Origin of the sequence: Streptococcus iniae, assembly GCF_030732225.1 — a bacterium.
Taxonomy (GTDB): domain Bacteria; phylum Bacillota; class Bacilli; order Lactobacillales; family Streptococcaceae; genus Streptococcus; species Streptococcus iniae.
Window position 1 is genome coordinate 328,850 of the sequence record NZ_CP132230.1, and the last position, 16,262, is coordinate 345,111.

A 16,262-nucleotide genomic window follows, 5' to 3' on the forward strand; every position below is an offset into this window, starting at 1 on the left:
AGATAAGTCACCTAAAATATGATAGAATAGAAGCTAAGAAAATCAGGAGAAGACTATGTCGGACTTATTCGTTAAATTAATGGAACAGATAGAGATGCCGCTTGAAATGAGACGTTCAAGTGCTTTTTCGTCTGCTGATATTAGTGAAGTTAAAGTGCATTCTTTATCACGATTGTGGGAATTTCATTTTACTTTTGCTGAGATTTTACCTATTGAGGTCTATAAAGAATTAGATGACCGTCTCAGAACTACTTTTGCGGCAGCTAATATCAAGGTGACTTTTGATATTAAAGCAACGGTTGTTGATTACTCAGATCACTTATTGCAAGCCTATTACCAAGAAGCATTTGAGCATGCCCCTTGTGATGCTGCGAGTTTTAAGTCGTCTTTTGCTAAGTTAACTGTTACTTATGATCAAGATAGACTTTTGATTTCAACACCTGACTTTGTCAATAATGATCATTTTAAATATAATCATATTCCAAATTTACAGCAACAAATGCATGCTTTTGGCTTTTTAGATTTGCAAATTGAAATGGTTTCTGACTTAGAGATGACACAGGTTCTTCAAAATCATTATGAGAATAACCGCCAGGCTATCTTAGAAAAAGCTGTCCAAGAAAATTTGGAGGCTCAAAAGTCACTGGAGGCCTTACAACCAAGTGAAGAGTCAGCGCCAAAACCAACTTATGATTTTAAAGAACGGGTAGCCCAAAGGCAGGCTGGTTTTGAAAAGGCAACAATCACACCGATGATTGAGGTAGAAACAGAAGAAAACCGCATCGTTTTTGAAGGAATGGTTTTTGATGTGGAACGCAAAACAACGCGAACAGGTCGACACATCATTAACTTTAAAATGACAGACTACAGTTCATCTTTTGCGATGCAAAAATGGGCTAAAGATGATGATGAATTGCGCAAGTATGACTTAATTGCTAAGGGTGCTTGGCTGCGTGTTCAAGGGAATATTGAAACCAATCCCTTTACAAAAAGCTTGACCATGAATGTTCAACAAGTTAAAGAAATTGTCCATCATGAACGTAAGGATTTAATGCCTGAAGGGCAAAAACGTGTGGAACTCCATGCTCATACAAATATGTCAACCATGGATGCATTGCCAACTGTGGAGTCTTTAATTGATAAGGCTGCTAGATGGGGACATCCCGCTATTGCTATTACTGACCATGGCAATGTCCAATCTTTTCCACATGGTTACCATAAAGCTCGAAAAGCAGGGATTAAAGCCATTTTTGGACTAGAAGCTAATATCGTAGAAGACAAGGTGCCAATTTCTTACGACCCTATTTCCTTAGACTTGCATGAAGCAACCTATGTTGTATTTGACGTCGAGACAACAGGACTTTCTGCTGTCAATAATGATTTAATTCAGATTGCAGCTTCAAAAATGTATAAAGGCAATATCATTGAACAATTTGATGAATTTATTGACCCAGGGCACCCGCTTTCAGCTTTTACAACAGAGTTAACAGGTATCACAGACAATCACCTTCTTGGTGCAAAACCCTTAAAAGAAGTTCTAGAACTCTTTCAAGCATTTTGCAAGGATACTGTTCTTGTTGCCCATAATGCTAGTTTTGATATTGGCTTTATGAATGCCAATTATGAGCGTCACCAGTTGCCGACCATTACCCAGCCTGTTATTGATACCTTAGAATTTGCTAGAAACCTTTACCCAGAATACAAACGTCATGGTTTGGGGCCTTTGACCAAACGTTTCCAGGTTGCTTTAGAGCATCACCATATGGCCAATTATGATGCAGAAGCAACAGGTCGTTTGCTCTTTATCTTCCTAAAAGAAGCAAGGGAAAAGCATGGGATCACTGATTTAAACCAATTGAACACCAAGTTAGTTGCTGAAGATTCTTATAAAAAAGCCCGTGTTAAACATGCAACCATTTATGTGCAAAATCAACTTGGTTTGAAAAATATTTTCAAATTGGTCAGCCTTTCTAATGTCAAGTATTTTGAAGGAGTCCCAAGAATTCCTCGTACCGTTTTAGACCAGTATCGAGAAGGTTTACTGCTTGGGACAGCTTGTTCAGACGGTGAAGTATTTGACGCTATTTTAACCAAAGGTGTTGATCAAGCTGCAGCAATTGCTGACTATTATGATTTTATTGAAATCATGCCACCAGCCCTTTATCAGCCCTTGATTGCCCGTGAGTTAATTAAGGATGAAGCAGGCATTCAACAAGCTATTTTTGACCTCATTGAAGTTGGTCGTAAACTCAATAAACCTGTTATTGCAACAGGAAATGTTCATTACTTGGAGCCTGAAGATGAGATTTACCGTGAAATCATTGTTCGGAGTCTTGGTCAAGGGGCTATTATCAATAGAACCATTGGCCGTGGGGAAGGGGCCCAGCCTGCACCACTGCCAAAAGCCCATTTTAGAACAACTAATGAAATGTTGGATGAGTTTGCCTTTTTGGGGAAAGACCTAGCTTATCAAGTGGTGGTTCAAAATTCACAGGATTTTGCTAATAAGATTGAAGATGTCGAAGTTGTAAAAGGGGATCTTTACACACCATATATTGAAAAAGCCGAAGAAACAGTCGCAGAATTAACCTATCAAAAAGCCTTTGAAATCTATGGAAATCCTCTTCCGGACATCATTGATTTAAGGATTGAAAAAGAGTTAACTTCTATTCTTGGTAACGGTTTTGCGGTGATTTATCTTGCTTCGCAACTTTTGGTAAATCGCTCAAATGAACGTGGCTATCTTGTTGGTTCTAGGGGGTCTGTTGGTTCGAGTTTTGTTGCCACCATGATTGGAATCACAGAAGTTAATCCAATGCCACCACACTATGTTTGTCCTAAGTGTCAACATTCAGAATTCATTACAGATGGCTCTGTTGGTTCAGGATATGACTTGCCAAATAAGGATTGTCCTGAATGTGGTGCAAGTTATCAAAAAGACGGCCAAGACATTCCCTTTGAAACCTTCCTTGGATTTGATGGGGACAAGGTTCCTGATATTGACTTGAACTTCTCTGGTGATGACCAACCCAATGCCCATTTAGATGTTCGTGATATTTTTGGAGCTGAGTATGCTTTTCGTGCAGGAACCGTTGGTACTGTTGCTGAAAAAACAGCTTATGGATTTGTTAAGGGTTACGAACGTGACTACGGGAAATTCTACCGTGATGCCGAAGTGGATCGCTTGGCAACAGGTGCTGCAGGGGTAAAAAGAACGACCGGTCAGCATCCTGGCGGTATTGTTGTTATTCCAAATTACATGGATGTTTATGACTTTACTCCGGTCCAATTCCCAGCTGAGGACGTGACAGCCTCATGGCAAACCACCCACTTTAACTTCCATGATATTGATGAAAACGTCCTCAAACTTGATATTCTAGGGCATGATGACCCTACAATGATTCGTAAACTGCAAGACTTGTCTGACATTGATCCTCAGACCATTCCTGCAGATGACCCAGGAGTAATGGCTCTTTTTTCAGGAACAGAAGTACTTGGCGTTACTCCAGAACAGATTGGAACACCAACAGGGATGCTTGGTATTCCAGAATTTGGAACTAATTTTGTTCGTGGAATGGTTAATGAGACGCATCCAACTACTTTTGCAGAGTTGTTGCAGTTGTCTGGTCTTTCTCACGGAACAGATGTTTGGCTTGGCAATGCTCAAGACCTGATCAAAGATGGGATTGCAACCCTAAAAACAGTTATTGGTTGTCGTGATGATATCATGGTTTACCTCATGCACGCTGGCTTAGAACCTAAAATGGCCTTTACCATTATGGAAAGAGTGCGTAAGGGGCTTTGGTTAAAAATTTCAGAAGACGAGCGTAATTCCTATATTGATGCCATGCGTCAAAACAATGTTCCAGACTGGTATATTGAATCGTGTGGAAAAATCAAATACATGTTCCCTAAAGCCCATGCTGCAGCATATGTGTTGATGGCTTTGCGTGTTGCCTACTTTAAGGTGCATTACCCAATCATGTATTATTGTGCCTATTTCTCCATTCGCGCAAAGGCTTTTGATCTAAAAACCATGAGTGGTGGTTTAGCTGCAGTCAAAGCAAAAATGGAAGAAATTGCCCTTAAAAAGAAAAATAACGAAGCTTCAAATGTGGAGAATGATCTCTTTACCACACTTGAAATTGTCAATGAAATGTTAGAGCGTGGTTTCAAATTTGGTAAACTTGATTTGTATCGTAGCGATGCTTTAGAATTTCAAATTGAAGACGATACCTTGATTCCTCCTTTTATTGCTATGGAGGGACTGGGAGAAAACGTTGCAAAACAGATTGTCAGAGCTCGTGAAGAAGGAGAGTTCCTTTCAAAAATGGAACTCAGAAAACGTGGGGGCGCTTCAGCTACACTAGTAGAAAAAATGGACGATATGGGGATTTTAGGAAACCTTCCAGAAGATAACCAATTAAGTTTATTTGAAGATTTCTTTTAAAAAAACGGTTTGATTGAATTCCTTACTAGTTAGTGATAAAATTAAAAACTAAGATAAGGAGACTATATGGGCGACTTTAAAAATAATGCCGTAAAATCAATGGTGGTTCTAAGAAAAGCTTTTAGAACAATTGATGCTAAAGTATCAGAGTCCTTTAAAGACTATGACTTGACCCCAACGCAATTTGCCGTTTTAGACGTTTTATATGCCAAGGGAACCATGAAAATTGGTGAATTGATCAGTAACATGCTAGCAACATCTGGCAATATGACCGTGGTCATTAAAAACATGGAAAAAAAAGGGTGGGTCCTACGACACACCTGTCCAAATGATAAACGTGCTTTTTTAGTTAGCCTAACGGCCAATGGCAAAGCTGTCATTGAAAAAGCTCTGCCAAGTCATATTCATCGTGTTGAAGAAAGTTTTTCGGTTTTAACAGAGGCAGAGCAGGAAGAATTGATAAGACTTCTGAAAAAATTTAAGTCTCTGTAAGTCATTTTTGTTGACCAAAAAGGTTAGTAGCGATATAATTACTATATAGTAATAAATTCCAATTCAGAAAGAGGAATACAGATGTCACTATTAGCAACATTAAAAGGTTTATTCAAAGGAGAAAAAGACATGAAAACAGTTTTATTTATTGACGGTTCATTACGCAAAGGCTCATTTAACCATCAACTAGCACTTGAGGCTGAGAAAGCTCTGGTTGGCAAAGCTAATGTTAGCTATTTAGATTGGGCACAAGTACCAGTTTTCTCACAAGACTTAGAAGCAAATGCACCAGAATCAGTCGTTAAGATGCGTGAAGCTATCCTTGCAGCAGATGCTATTTGGATTTTCTCACCTGTTTATAACTTCTCCATTCCAGGTTCTGTCAAAAACTTACTTGATTGGGCGTCACGTGCTTTAGATTTATCAGACACAACTGGTCAATCAGCTATTGGCGGCAAAGTAACAACGGTTTCATCAGTAGCAAATGGTGGACATGACCAGTTATTTGCCATTTACAATGATTTGTTGCCATTTATCCGTACAAGTGTTGCTGGTGACTTTACAAAAGCAACAGTTAATCCAGAAGCTTGGGGAACTGGTGTTCTTGACATTTCAGATGACACCAAAGAAAGCTTAAAAGCGCAAGCAGAAGCAGTACTAGCTGCTATTGAAGGTTAAACCTCTTTAGCTTAAAAACAAAACTCTCAATCTTTGATTGAGAGTTTTGTTTATTCAATGATTAACATGCCTTCTTTTATGGCAAATGGGGACTCTGAATTAATGCGGTCATAAAACATAATGCCGTTGATATGATCAATTTCGTGTTGAACAACAATAGAGTTGTAACCTTTTAGTTTGATTTTTTGTTTGTCGCCATTTTTGTCAAAATATTCGACTGTAACACGAGAATGACGAACAACATAACCCTCAACCACACGGTCAACAGACAGACACCCTTCACCATCAGCAAGAGCGGCATCTTGAACAGAGTGAGAAATAATTTTAGGGTTGTACATGATTTCTTGAAGACTGTAGGCTTCTTTTGGAGGATTGCCTTCGCTATCTTCCGGATTTGGAACTAAGACAGCAATAATGCGTTTTGAAATGTCCAATTGAGGTGCAGCAAGACCAACACCACCGCGTAATCCAAGCTTTTCAGCCATAACAGGATCTTGGGAATTTTTTAAGAATTGCATCATTTTTTCCCCTAAAATGATATCTTGGTCACTAAGGGGTAATGCCACCTCTTTAGCTTGCGCTCTCAAGGTAGGATTTCCTTCGCGGATAATATCATTCATATCAATCATGTGACTGGCTTTGATTATTTTTTCTTGAGCAGACATTGTAACTCCTTCTAATTTGTCAATGGCTATACTATATCATAAATCCTTCTTTTTTTAAAGGAGATTGGATGAATGCTACGTAAAAGAAAGAGAAATGAAAATAGTGAAAAAATTAAGAAAACGCAATGAAAATGAACTTTGTTGATTGACAAATAAGGGTAGTGTAAAATATCTTGTGTAAACACAAAAAAGGAATAAATCCTGTATAGTAGAGTTACGACACTTCACTAGAAAGAGATTTATTCCCATGACTCAGTTTACCACAGAATTACTTAACTTCCTAGCGCAAAAACAAGATATTGATGAATTCTTTCGATCCTCTTTAGAAATAGCTATGAATGATCTCTTGCAGGTTGAACTATCAGCTTTCCTTGGATATGAGCCATATAAAAAAGAAGGTTACAATACAGGTAATAGCCGTAATGGGACCTACTCTCGACAGTTTGAAACGAAGTATGGCTTAGTCAATTTAATCATTCCAAGAGATCGAAACGGCGAGTTTTCACCAGTTTTATTACCATCTTATGCTAGACGAGATGACCACTTGGAAGAGATGGTGATTAAACTCTATCAAACTGGCGTTACGACACGCGAAATCAGTGACATTATTGAGCGCATGTATGGTCACCACTACAGTCCAGCAACGGTGTCAAATATCACAAAAGTGACTCAAGAAAGTGTCACTGCCTTTCATGAGCGTTCCTTTCAAACTAACTACTCAGTCTTGTATCTAGACGGAACTTACTTACCCTTGCGACGAGGTACGGTCAGTAAAGAATGTATTCACATTGCACTTGGTATCACGCCTGAAGGGTATAAATCAGTTCTTGGCTATGAGATTGCCCCTAATGAAAATAATGTCTCTTGGTCAGATCTTCTTAAGAGGCTACAAAATCAAGGACTTAAGCAAGTTTCTCTAGTTGTTACAGACGGGCTTAACGGTGTGGATCAAATCATCCAACAAGCCTATCCAATGGCTAAACAGCAACGGTGTCTGGTTCACATTGGTCGCAATATCTCCAGTAAGGTCAAACGAGTAGATAGGGCACCTATTCTAAATCAGTTCAAGCAGATTTATCGTGCCACAAATTTACAGGAGGCTATTAAATTATTGGAACAATTTGTTTCTGAGTGGAAACCTCGTTACAAAAAGGTTATGACATCACTTGAAACAACTGAAAATCTCCTAACTTTCTATCAATTTCCACATCACATTTGGTCTAGTATTTACTCTACAAACTTGATTGAATCACTCAATAAAGAAATCAAGCGACAAAGCAAGAAGAGGGTGGTTTTTCCAAATGAAGAAGCCTTAGAACGATGCCTTGTAAGTATTTTCGAAGACTATAACATTAAGTTCGGAGCTCGTATTCATAAAGGATTCGGAGTATGTTTTGACACACTTGATAGCTTATTTGACTAATATTCAAAAACTCTACTCTTGTGTTTACACAAAATTATTGACAGTATCCAAATAAGCGATAAAGGGCTATAATATTTAAAATTTCAAAATAATGAATTGTATAATGAGTTACAATTACTGAGGTTATTTCTAAAACACTTTTTTAGTGACCGTTTTACTATAGGGTTAGAAGTGTGTTGTGACGCCTTATTTTTCTATTTTTGGATGACTATTCTTATCTTGTTAGGGTTATTGTTAAGAACTTAACGATAGGAATACCTGTTGATGTTGCTACGGTTCAGAGAGAGGGTTGTAGGGTATTTAACAGACAAGTTGATTGAAAATGTCAGAAAATGTCTTTTTCAAATCAATGACCTTGTGATTGATAACTTAGTAGGATAAACTAAGTGTAATCTCCAAACAAATTGAATCTTCAACTAGAGAGAAGAAGAGACTGATGCGAAAAAGGACCTATGTTAGGTCCTTTTTTCGGGTTTAATGATGAATGGTCAGTGCTTCAATTTTGGATTTATCCAGGATACAGTAGTCTTTAAAGGCTTTGCGTTCGATAATTTGAGCATCAATCAGTTGGTTGAGGACGCGGTGTAAGTGGCGATAGCTAGTGCCAAAAGAATCAGCAAGCAAGGTTAGGTTCAGGGTAAATGCACCGTTGACTTCATTTTCGAGAATATGACTAGCCAGCCTTTCTTTAACAGAATAGCTGATGTTGGTGCTTGAACGAATGTTTTGCTGGTAAAAGTTTTTGGCCAACTCACGGCCAATTTGATAGAGAAATTGAGGATTTTCAAGCAATTTTTTCTTGTCTCGCAAAGGAAGTTGAATGAAATAGGTATCCTCTAAGGCGATCACAGAAGTCACTGCTTTTTGATTGGTCATTAGTTCAATATCTCCGATAATACAGGGCTTGGACTGGGTTTCTAAAATGTGTTCCTTACCATTGAATAATCTTCTGACAATTTTGACAGAACCACTAACTGTATAGCCAATAACAGTAATATCTTGGTCTTGACGACAAATAGCCTCACCTTTTCGAAAAAGCAAGAGTTGTAACTGGTGATGGTATTCAGGAGGAAAAAAATCCTGAAGCTTGTGTTTTTTTAGCAAGCTCTTTAATAAAAAAGTGTCTGAAATCGTCTTCATCATCATTTTATGACCTAGGTCCTATTTTTATTGTTTGCTATTGATTATACTGAATATAAGTTTAATTGACAAGAAGAAAGAAGTAAGCAACCCATGAAAGCAATTTTTGAAAAAATAAGTCTTTTGAGTTTATCACTCATGATGATTTCACCTTTTTCCGTCTCACCAGCCCTTCCCAAGATGATGGCTTATTATCAAGCTTTAGGCTATCAAGCAGCTAGTGTTAATATTCTCTTTTCCCTATCATCAGTTGCTATTTTGGGCATTTTAGTGATTAACCCAATTTTAAATCGTTACCTGTCTGAAAAGGCAATTGTTATAATAGGTCTAAGTTTGCTAGCTTTTGGTGGCAGTAGTCCCTTTTTATTTCAAGCCTACCCTCTTGTTTTTTTATCCCGTATTTTACTTGGAGTTGGTATTGGTTTAATTAATGCTAAAGCTATCAATATTATTAGTGAGCGTTTTTCGGGTAAGGCAAGGGTTAAGCTTTTAGGCTATAGAGCTTCTTTTGAAGTGGTCGGCTCTTCTATTCTTACTTTTGTATCGGGCTATCTAATTGCCTTTGGTTGGTCTAAAGCTTTTTTGATTTATGCTTTGGCAATTCCAATCTTGATCTTATACCTTGTTTTTGTTCCTCAAGTTGAAGCTCCAAAAGCAAAGGTAAGCCATCACCACAAGGTTGAAAAATTAAAGCCATCACAAGTGAAACTGATTTTTGGTTTAGCCTTATATGCCGGCTTTGTGATTTTAGTGAACACTTCAATTACCCTTCGGGTGCCACTTGTAGTGGATCAGATGCAACTTGGCAGTCCAAAAGAAGCTAGTCTTATTTTAAGTTTAATGATGTTGATGGGGATTATTTCTGGCCTGAGTTTCAGTCATTTCCTTGTTCACCTGAAGTCTTACTTTATGGGGATTGTAGCTATATCACTTGGCCTTGGCACATTAGTGCTTTGGTCGGCTAGTAGTTTGCTTTTAGTGGCAATAGGTGCCCTTCTAACAGGATTGGTCTATAGTTTGGGAGTGACTCTTGCCTTTCATACCGTTTCTGAAGCTTTCCCACCTTCTCAATTAACTGCTGCAACAACTTTTGTTTTAATTGGATGTAATATTGGGGGTGGGGCAGCTGCCTTGGTTTTACAGATGTTTTCTACCTGGTCACCTTCGGTTATTTTGCCCTATCTTATTTATGCCATCATTAGCTTGATTATGGGAAGTCTTTTGATTGCTGCTCAGCTATTTAAGCAAAAAAAGAGCAAGTAACCATCATCAATCTTGACCAAAAGAAGTCTTTCTGCTAGAATAGAATGGTCGTAAGACACACCAACTTTTTCTTGGTTTTAGGAGTGCCAACCCTAGGACTCGGATTAAGCAATAAAAGGAGAAATTATTATGGCAATCTCAAAAGAGAAAAAAAATGAAATCATCGCTCAATATGCACGTCATGAAGGCGATACTGGTTCAGTTGAAGTTCAAGTAGCAGTTCTTACATGGGAAATCAACCACTTGAACGGTCACATTAAGGACCACAAAAAAGACCACGCTACATACCGTGGATTGATGAAAAAAATCGGTCACCGTCGTAACTTATTAGCTTACTTACGTCGTACAGATGTTAACCGTTACCGTGATTTAATTCAATCTTTAGGTCTTCGTCGTTAATGTTAAGTTTAAAATGCCCTTTGTCTTCTGGACAGAGGGTGTTTTTTTGTAGAGCATATCGTTTATTTTTGCTTGACAGATGGTTAGTTATGCCGGTTTGTTTCTCATTCCATAAAATGGTCATAAAGGGTTAAAAAAGACTTAAGGTGTTTAAGCAGTTTTATTTTAAAACACCTTTGTTTTTCTGCCTTCTGACAAAATCTCTTTTTCTTGTTAAAAACTCTAGTAATCTTTTCTTTTGCTTTAAAAATGTGATAAAATAATGAGGATACGTCGTTTGATACAAAGAGGAATTTAGCAGTTTTATGCTAGCTTGCTCTTTGTAGCAAAACAGCGTATATCAGATTACAAAAAACTTATTTTTGAAAGGAATTGAAAAGTGGATTTTCTGCTTTTTAAAGGAATTTATTTTATGTCAAAACAAACATTTACAACAACTTTTGCGGGGAAACCCTTGGTTGTTGAAATTGGTCAGGTGGCAAAACAAGCAAATGGAGCAACTGTGGTTCGTTATGGCGAGTCAACAGTCTTAACAGCAGCTGTTATGTCTAAAAAGATGGCAACGGGCGATTTCTTCCCATTGCAAGTCAACTATGAAGAAAAAATGTATGCAGCAGGCAAATTCCCTGGAGGTTTCATGAAACGTGAGGGGCGTCCATCAACAGATGCAACCCTAACTGCCCGTTTAATTGACCGTCCAATTCGCCCAATGTTTGCAGAAGGATTTCGTAATGAGATTCAAGTCATTAACACCGTTCTTTCTTATGATGAAAATGCTAGCGCCCCAATGGCAGCTATGTTTGGCTCATCATTAGCCCTCTCTATTTCAGACATTCCATTTAATGGACCAATTGCTGGGGTACAAGTAGGTTACATTGATGGTCAATTTATCATCAACCCAGATAAAGAACAATTAGAAGCTTCGCTATTAGAATTAACAGTCGCTGGTAGCAAAGAAGCCATTAACATGGTTGAATCAGGAGCAAAAGAACTCTCTGAAGACATTATGCTTGAAGCCCTTCTTAAAGGACACCAAGCTATTCAAGAATTAATTGCTTTCCAAGAAGAAATTGTAGCAGCAGTTGGAAAAGAAAAAGCAGAAGTGGAATTGCTTCAAGTTAATGCTGACTTACAGGCTGAAATTGTAGCAAAATACAATGCGGATTTGCAAAAAGCTGTTCAAGTTGAAGAGAAAAAAGCACGTGAAGCAGCTACTGAAGACGTTAAAGAAGCTGTTAAAGCTGAATATGAAGAAAGATTTGCTGAGGATGAGAACCTAGCAACCATTATGCGTGATGTTGCTGAAATTCTCGAGCAAATGGAACATGCTGAGGTACGCCGTCTCATTACTGAAGACAAAGTTCGCCCAGACGGTCGTAAAATTGATGAAATTCGTCCATTGGATGCACAAATTGATTTCTTACCAAAAGTTCATGGTTCAGGACTCTTTACACGTGGTCAAACACAAGCCTTGTCAGTCTTGACCTTGGCCCCAATGGGAGAAACTCAAATCATTGATGGTTTAGATGAAGAATACAAAAAACGCTTCTTGCATCATTACAACTTCCCACAATACTCTGTTGGGGAAACAGGACGTTATGGTGCTGCTGGTCGTCGTGAAATTGGACATGGTGCACTTGGTGAACGTGCCCTTGAACAAGTTTTACCAAGCCTTGAAGACTTCCCCTATGCTATCCGTTTGGTAGCGGAAGTTTTGGAATCAAATGGTTCATCATCGCAAGCTTCAATCTGTGCAGGAACTCTGGCCTTGATGGCTGGTGGTGTGCCAATTAAAGCACCGGTAGCAGGTATTGCCATGGGACTTATTTCAGATGGGACTAATTACACTGTTTTAACAGATATTCAAGGTCTTGAAGACCACTTTGGTGACATGGACTTTAAAGTGGCTGGAACACGTGAGGGGATTACAGCACTTCAAATGGATATTAAGATTGCAGGAATCACGCCTCAAATTTTAGAAGAAGCTCTAGCTCAAGCTAAAAAAGCCCGCTTTGAAATCCTTGATGTTATTGAAGAAACAATTGCTGAACCACGCCCAGAATTAGCACCAACGGCACCGAAAATTGATACCATCAAAATTGATGTGGACAAAATTAAGATTGTCATTGGTAAAGGTGGCGAAACCATTGATAAAATTATTGCTGAAACAGGTGTTAAAATTGACATCGATGACGAAGGAACTGTTCAAATCTTCTCAAGTGATCAAGCTGCCATTAACCGTACCAAAGAAATTATTGCTAGTCTTGTTCGTGAAGCAAAAGTTGGTGAAGTTTACCATGCTAAAGTTGTTCGTATTGAAAAATTTGGAGCCTTTGTTAACCTCTTTGACAAAACAGATGCCCTTGTTCATATTTCTGAAATTGCATGGAGCCGCACTGCAAATGTGTCAGATGTTCTAGAATTAGGCGAAGAAGTTGATGTTAAAGTCATTAAAATTGATGACAAAGGCCGTGTTGATGCCTCAATGAAAGCCTTGTTGCCACGCCCACCAAAACCTGAGAAAAAAGCTCCAGAAGTGGAAGCTAAGTCAGAAGATAAACTAAAAGAAGACTAAAAATGACACTAGAAACAAATGAATTAGACACACGCCTTCGTGCATTTATTAATGCACCAGATAATTTTTTAGATAGCCTTGCTTTGGTTGACGCCCTTCACCACTTTCCGGTATGGGCAACCAAAGAACCCTATGCTATCGAGATTGAAGGGGTTACGGTTACCCCTGTATTTACAGATAAGGATGATATGGCCCTCTTTAAAGAGGCGCAAAAAAGTGCTCAAAGTCATTACTGGTTGGAACGCTCAGCTATTGCTGTTCTAGAAGAAATTATTACTTCAGGCGTTTCAGGTATGGTTTTCAACCTTAAGACAAAAGGTGATTTTGGCAACTCGACCATCTTCAAAAGCAGTGAAATGATTCAATTTTTGAATAACTGTACTACTGTTTTAAACACACTAATGAGTGATGAGAATCAGGCTGCTGATACTATGGATAAAATCTATCTGGTTCCAGCTTTCATTCATGAAAAAGAAGAAGGCTATTACGACCGCTTTTTCCCAACCATGTCAACACCAGAAGGGAAGTCTTATATCCCGGCCTTTTCAAATTTGCAAAGTTTTGCAAAATGGTACAATCAAAAAGATTTTGGCGGTGCTTTCCGTAAAGGTCACGGCCTGGTTTTGACTTGGACAATTAATGATATTTATCAGCCACGAAATGGTGATAATGATATTGAAGACAGTCTTGGTGTAGCCATCAATCCCTTCGATGAGCAACAAATTCTATTGGATTGGACAGAAATTGAAAAATAAAGGAGAGGCTATGGGCTGGTGGAAAAAAAGCATTAACATCATCAAAGAATTGGATCCAGCAGCTCGTTGTACCAGTGAAATTCTCCTGACCTACCCAGGCTTAAAAGCCTTAGCTGCTCATCGTATTTCGCATTATCTCTGGAAACGACACTTTTATTTGCTAGCACGTATGCATAGCCAATTTTGGCGTTTTTGGACAGGTATTGAAATTCATCCAGGGGCAACAATTGCGGCGGGAGTTTTTATTGACCATGGAGCTGGTTTGGTTATTGGAGAAACAGCTATTGTTGAAGAAGGAGTCATGCTTTATCATGGGGTTACCCTAGGGGGTACAGGTAAGGACAAGGGGAAACGCCATCCAACAATCCGAAAAGGCGCTCTGATTTCAGCGCATGCGCAAGTCATTGGACCAATTGAAGTTGGTGCTAATGCCAAAGTTGGTGCTTCAGCTGTTGTTTTATCAGATGTTCCCGAAGACGTGACTGTTGTAGGTGTTCCTGCCAAAGTAGTGCGTGTTCATGGGCAAAAAGACACAATCCAAATTAAAACACTCGAGCACATTAGAGAAGAATCCTATTATTCTTCAAAATTGTGACATCATAAAGGAAGTAATGAATGATTAAAATTTACGACACCATGTCACGGTCTTTGCGTGACTTCGTTCCCTTAGTTGACAATACTGTGAGCATGTATGTCTGCGGTCCAACCGTCTATAATTATATTCACATTGGGAATGCACGTTCATCAGTAGCCTTTGACACTATCAGACGCTATTTTGAATACCGAGGCTACAAGGTCAATTACATTTCAAACTTCACAGACGTTGACGATAAAATAATCACTGCCGCCAAAGCTGCAAATCTAACCCCGAAGGCTTTAGCAGATCAGTTTATAGAAGCCTTTAAAGAAGACACGGGAAAATTAGCTGTTCTTCCGGCCAATCAGCATCCGCGGGTCATGGATTATATGGATGACATCATCTCTTTTGTGTCTATCTTGATTGACAAGGGCTACGCTTATGAATCAGCGGGAGATGTTTACTTCAGAGTTGAAAAGGCTGAGGATTATGGCAAATTAGCTAATAAAACGTTAGCAGATCTTGAGGTGGGAGCTTCTGGACGGACAGACCAAGAACAAGACTTAAAAGAAAATCCCTTGGACTTTGCCCTTTGGAAATCGGCGAAGGCTGATGAGATTTCATGGGAAAGCCCGTGGAGCAATGGTCGCCCGGGGTGGCACATTGAATGTTCTGTTATGGCAACTGAGATTTTGGGAGATACGATTGATATTCATGGGGGCGGAGCTGACTTAGAGTTTCCACACCATACTAATGAAATTGCCCAGTCAGAAGCTAAAACAGGAAAAACGTTTGCCAACTACTGGATGCATAATGGCTTTGTCAATATTGACAATGAAAAAATGTCTAAATCTCTTGGTAATTTTATCACTGTTCACGATATGCTTGAAAAAGTGGATCCACAGGTCTTGCGTTTCTTTCTTGCAACGCAACAATATCGTAAACCAATCAATTTTACTGAAAAAGCTATCCATGACGCTGAAGTTAACCTTAAATACCTCAAAAATACCTCTAGTCAACCTCTTTTGGACCTTAACAATGCCCAAGAAGTTCAAGGTTTTATTGACCAGTTTACAGATGCAATGGACAGTGACTTTAATGCTGCCAATGGGATTACAGTTGTTTATGACTTTGCCAAATGGTTAAACTCAGGAAATTATAGTAAAGAGGCGAAAAAGGCTTTTGAGGACATGTTAGCTGTTTTTGGAATTTATTTTGAAGAGGAAGTGCTTGATCACGATATTGAAAATCTGATTGCAGAACGTCAAGTTGCCCGTGCGAACCGAGATTTTGCCCGTGCGGATGCCATTCGTGACCAGTTGGCTGCTCAAGGCATCAAATTGCTTGATACCAAAGAGGGCGTGAGGTGGACACGTGACTAATCTTGATGTCAACTTGATTAATGGCATTGCCTTAGCTTTTGAAGGAGATGCTGTTTATTCTTACTATATTCGTCGCCACTTGATTTATAGTGGGCAAACTAAACCAAGCAAGTTGCACCACATGGCAACTAAATATGTCTCAGCAAAAGCACAAGCTAACCTCATTGAAAAACTCTTAGAAGATCAGCTATTAACTGAAAAAGAAATTGATATTTATAAACGAGGACGTAACACTAAAAGCCATACCAAGGCTAAAAATACTGATGTTGTAACTTATCGTATGTCTACAGGATTTGAAGCTATCATGGGTTATCTAGACATGACAGGAGAGCAAGAACGCCTAGAAGAATTAATCAACTGGTGTATCAAAACTGTAGAAAACACTTAACAATCATTGAACAGATGGTTTTTAAGTAGGAATGCTAATAAATCAGGATAAGAATCATTTTGTAAAAATCTTGCT

At 38.7% G+C, this 16,262-nt stretch carries 13 protein-coding genes; 11 read left to right on the top strand and 2 right to left on the bottom strand.

The window, feature by feature from the left end:
* The first annotated feature begins 55 nt into the window (after window positions 1-55).
* From Q9317_RS01750 to Q9317_RS01760, 3 genes are all read left to right on the top strand, one after another.
* A complete protein-coding gene (locus Q9317_RS01750; RefSeq protein WP_003100662.1) occupies window positions 56-4,450 on the top strand; it encodes a PolC-type DNA polymerase III in 4,395 nt (1,464 codons plus the stop codon).
* Window positions 4,451-4,516: 66 nt separating this feature from the next.
* On the top strand, window positions 4,517-4,942 hold the full coding sequence (locus tag Q9317_RS01755) for a MarR family winged helix-turn-helix transcriptional regulator (protein WP_003100663.1): 426 nt from the start codon (window positions 4,517-4,519) through the stop codon (window positions 4,940-4,942).
* A 129-nt stretch (window positions 4,943-5,071) separates the two neighbouring features.
* The gene (locus Q9317_RS01760) at window positions 5,072-5,620 is read left to right on the top strand and encodes an NADPH-dependent FMN reductase (protein WP_031239163.1); all 549 of its coding nucleotides are present in this window, start codon (window positions 5,072-5,074) and stop codon (window positions 5,618-5,620) included.
* Window positions 5,621-5,670: 50 nt separating this feature from the next.
* Here Q9317_RS01760 and def read toward each other — a convergent pair whose 3' ends face one another.
* Window positions 5,671-6,285, bottom strand: coding sequence for a peptide deformylase (def, locus tag Q9317_RS01765; protein WP_003100665.1), 615 nt, complete (start codon window positions 6,283-6,285; stop codon window positions 5,671-5,673).
* A 247-nt stretch (window positions 6,286-6,532) separates the two neighbouring features.
* Between def and Q9317_RS01770 the strand changes: the two genes are divergently transcribed.
* Window positions 6,533-7,708, top strand: coding sequence for an IS256 family transposase (locus Q9317_RS01770; protein WP_003099060.1), 1,176 nt, complete (start codon window positions 6,533-6,535; stop codon window positions 7,706-7,708).
* A gap of 474 nt (window positions 7,709-8,182) precedes the next feature.
* On the opposite strand, the gene Q9317_RS01775 is transcribed toward Q9317_RS01770, so the two are convergent.
* Window positions 8,183-8,848: a Crp/Fnr family transcriptional regulator gene (locus Q9317_RS01775; RefSeq protein WP_031239164.1), complete on the bottom strand. Its 666-nt coding sequence runs from the start codon at window positions 8,846-8,848 to the stop codon at window positions 8,183-8,185.
* 93 nt (window positions 8,849-8,941) lie between these two features.
* Here Q9317_RS01775 and Q9317_RS01780 point away from each other — a divergent pair, with 93 nt between their 5' ends.
* The 7 genes from Q9317_RS01780 (at window position 8,942) to Q9317_RS01810 (ending at window position 16,187) form a co-directional block, all read left to right on the top strand.
* Entirely contained in the window at window positions 8,942-10,111 is a 1,170-nt protein-coding gene (locus tag Q9317_RS01780; protein WP_003100667.1) for an MFS transporter, read from the top strand.
* A gap of 129 nt (window positions 10,112-10,240) precedes the next feature.
* On the top strand, window positions 10,241-10,510 hold the full coding sequence (rpsO, locus tag Q9317_RS01785) for a 30S ribosomal protein S15 (protein WP_003100668.1): 270 nt from the start codon (window positions 10,241-10,243) through the stop codon (window positions 10,508-10,510).
* Window positions 10,511-10,922: 412 nt separating this feature from the next.
* Window positions 10,923-13,085 carry a polyribonucleotide nucleotidyltransferase gene (pnp, locus tag Q9317_RS01790; protein WP_003100670.1) on the top strand — a complete coding sequence of 721 codons (2,163 nt, stop codon included), beginning with the start codon at window positions 10,923-10,925 and terminating at the stop codon, window positions 13,083-13,085.
* A 2-nt stretch (window positions 13,086-13,087) separates the two neighbouring features.
* On the top strand, window positions 13,088-13,840 hold the full coding sequence (locus Q9317_RS01795) for an SseB family protein (protein WP_003100675.1): 753 nt from the start codon (window positions 13,088-13,090) through the stop codon (window positions 13,838-13,840).
* Window positions 13,841-13,850: 10 nt separating this feature from the next.
* The gene (epsC, locus tag Q9317_RS01800) at window positions 13,851-14,435 is read left to right on the top strand and encodes a serine O-acetyltransferase EpsC (RefSeq protein WP_003100676.1); all 585 of its coding nucleotides are present in this window, start codon (window positions 13,851-13,853) and stop codon (window positions 14,433-14,435) included.
* 20 nt (window positions 14,436-14,455) lie between these two features.
* Entirely contained in the window at window positions 14,456-15,799 is a 1,344-nt protein-coding gene (gene cysS / locus Q9317_RS01805; RefSeq protein ID WP_003100677.1) for a cysteine--tRNA ligase, read from the top strand.
* The gene (locus tag Q9317_RS01810) at window positions 15,792-16,187 is read left to right on the top strand and encodes a Mini-ribonuclease 3 (RefSeq protein ID WP_003100678.1); all 396 of its coding nucleotides are present in this window, start codon (window positions 15,792-15,794) and stop codon (window positions 16,185-16,187) included. Before cysS ends, Q9317_RS01810 begins: the two co-directional genes overlap by 8 nt.
* The last annotated feature ends 75 nt before the right edge of the window (window positions 16,188-16,262 follow it).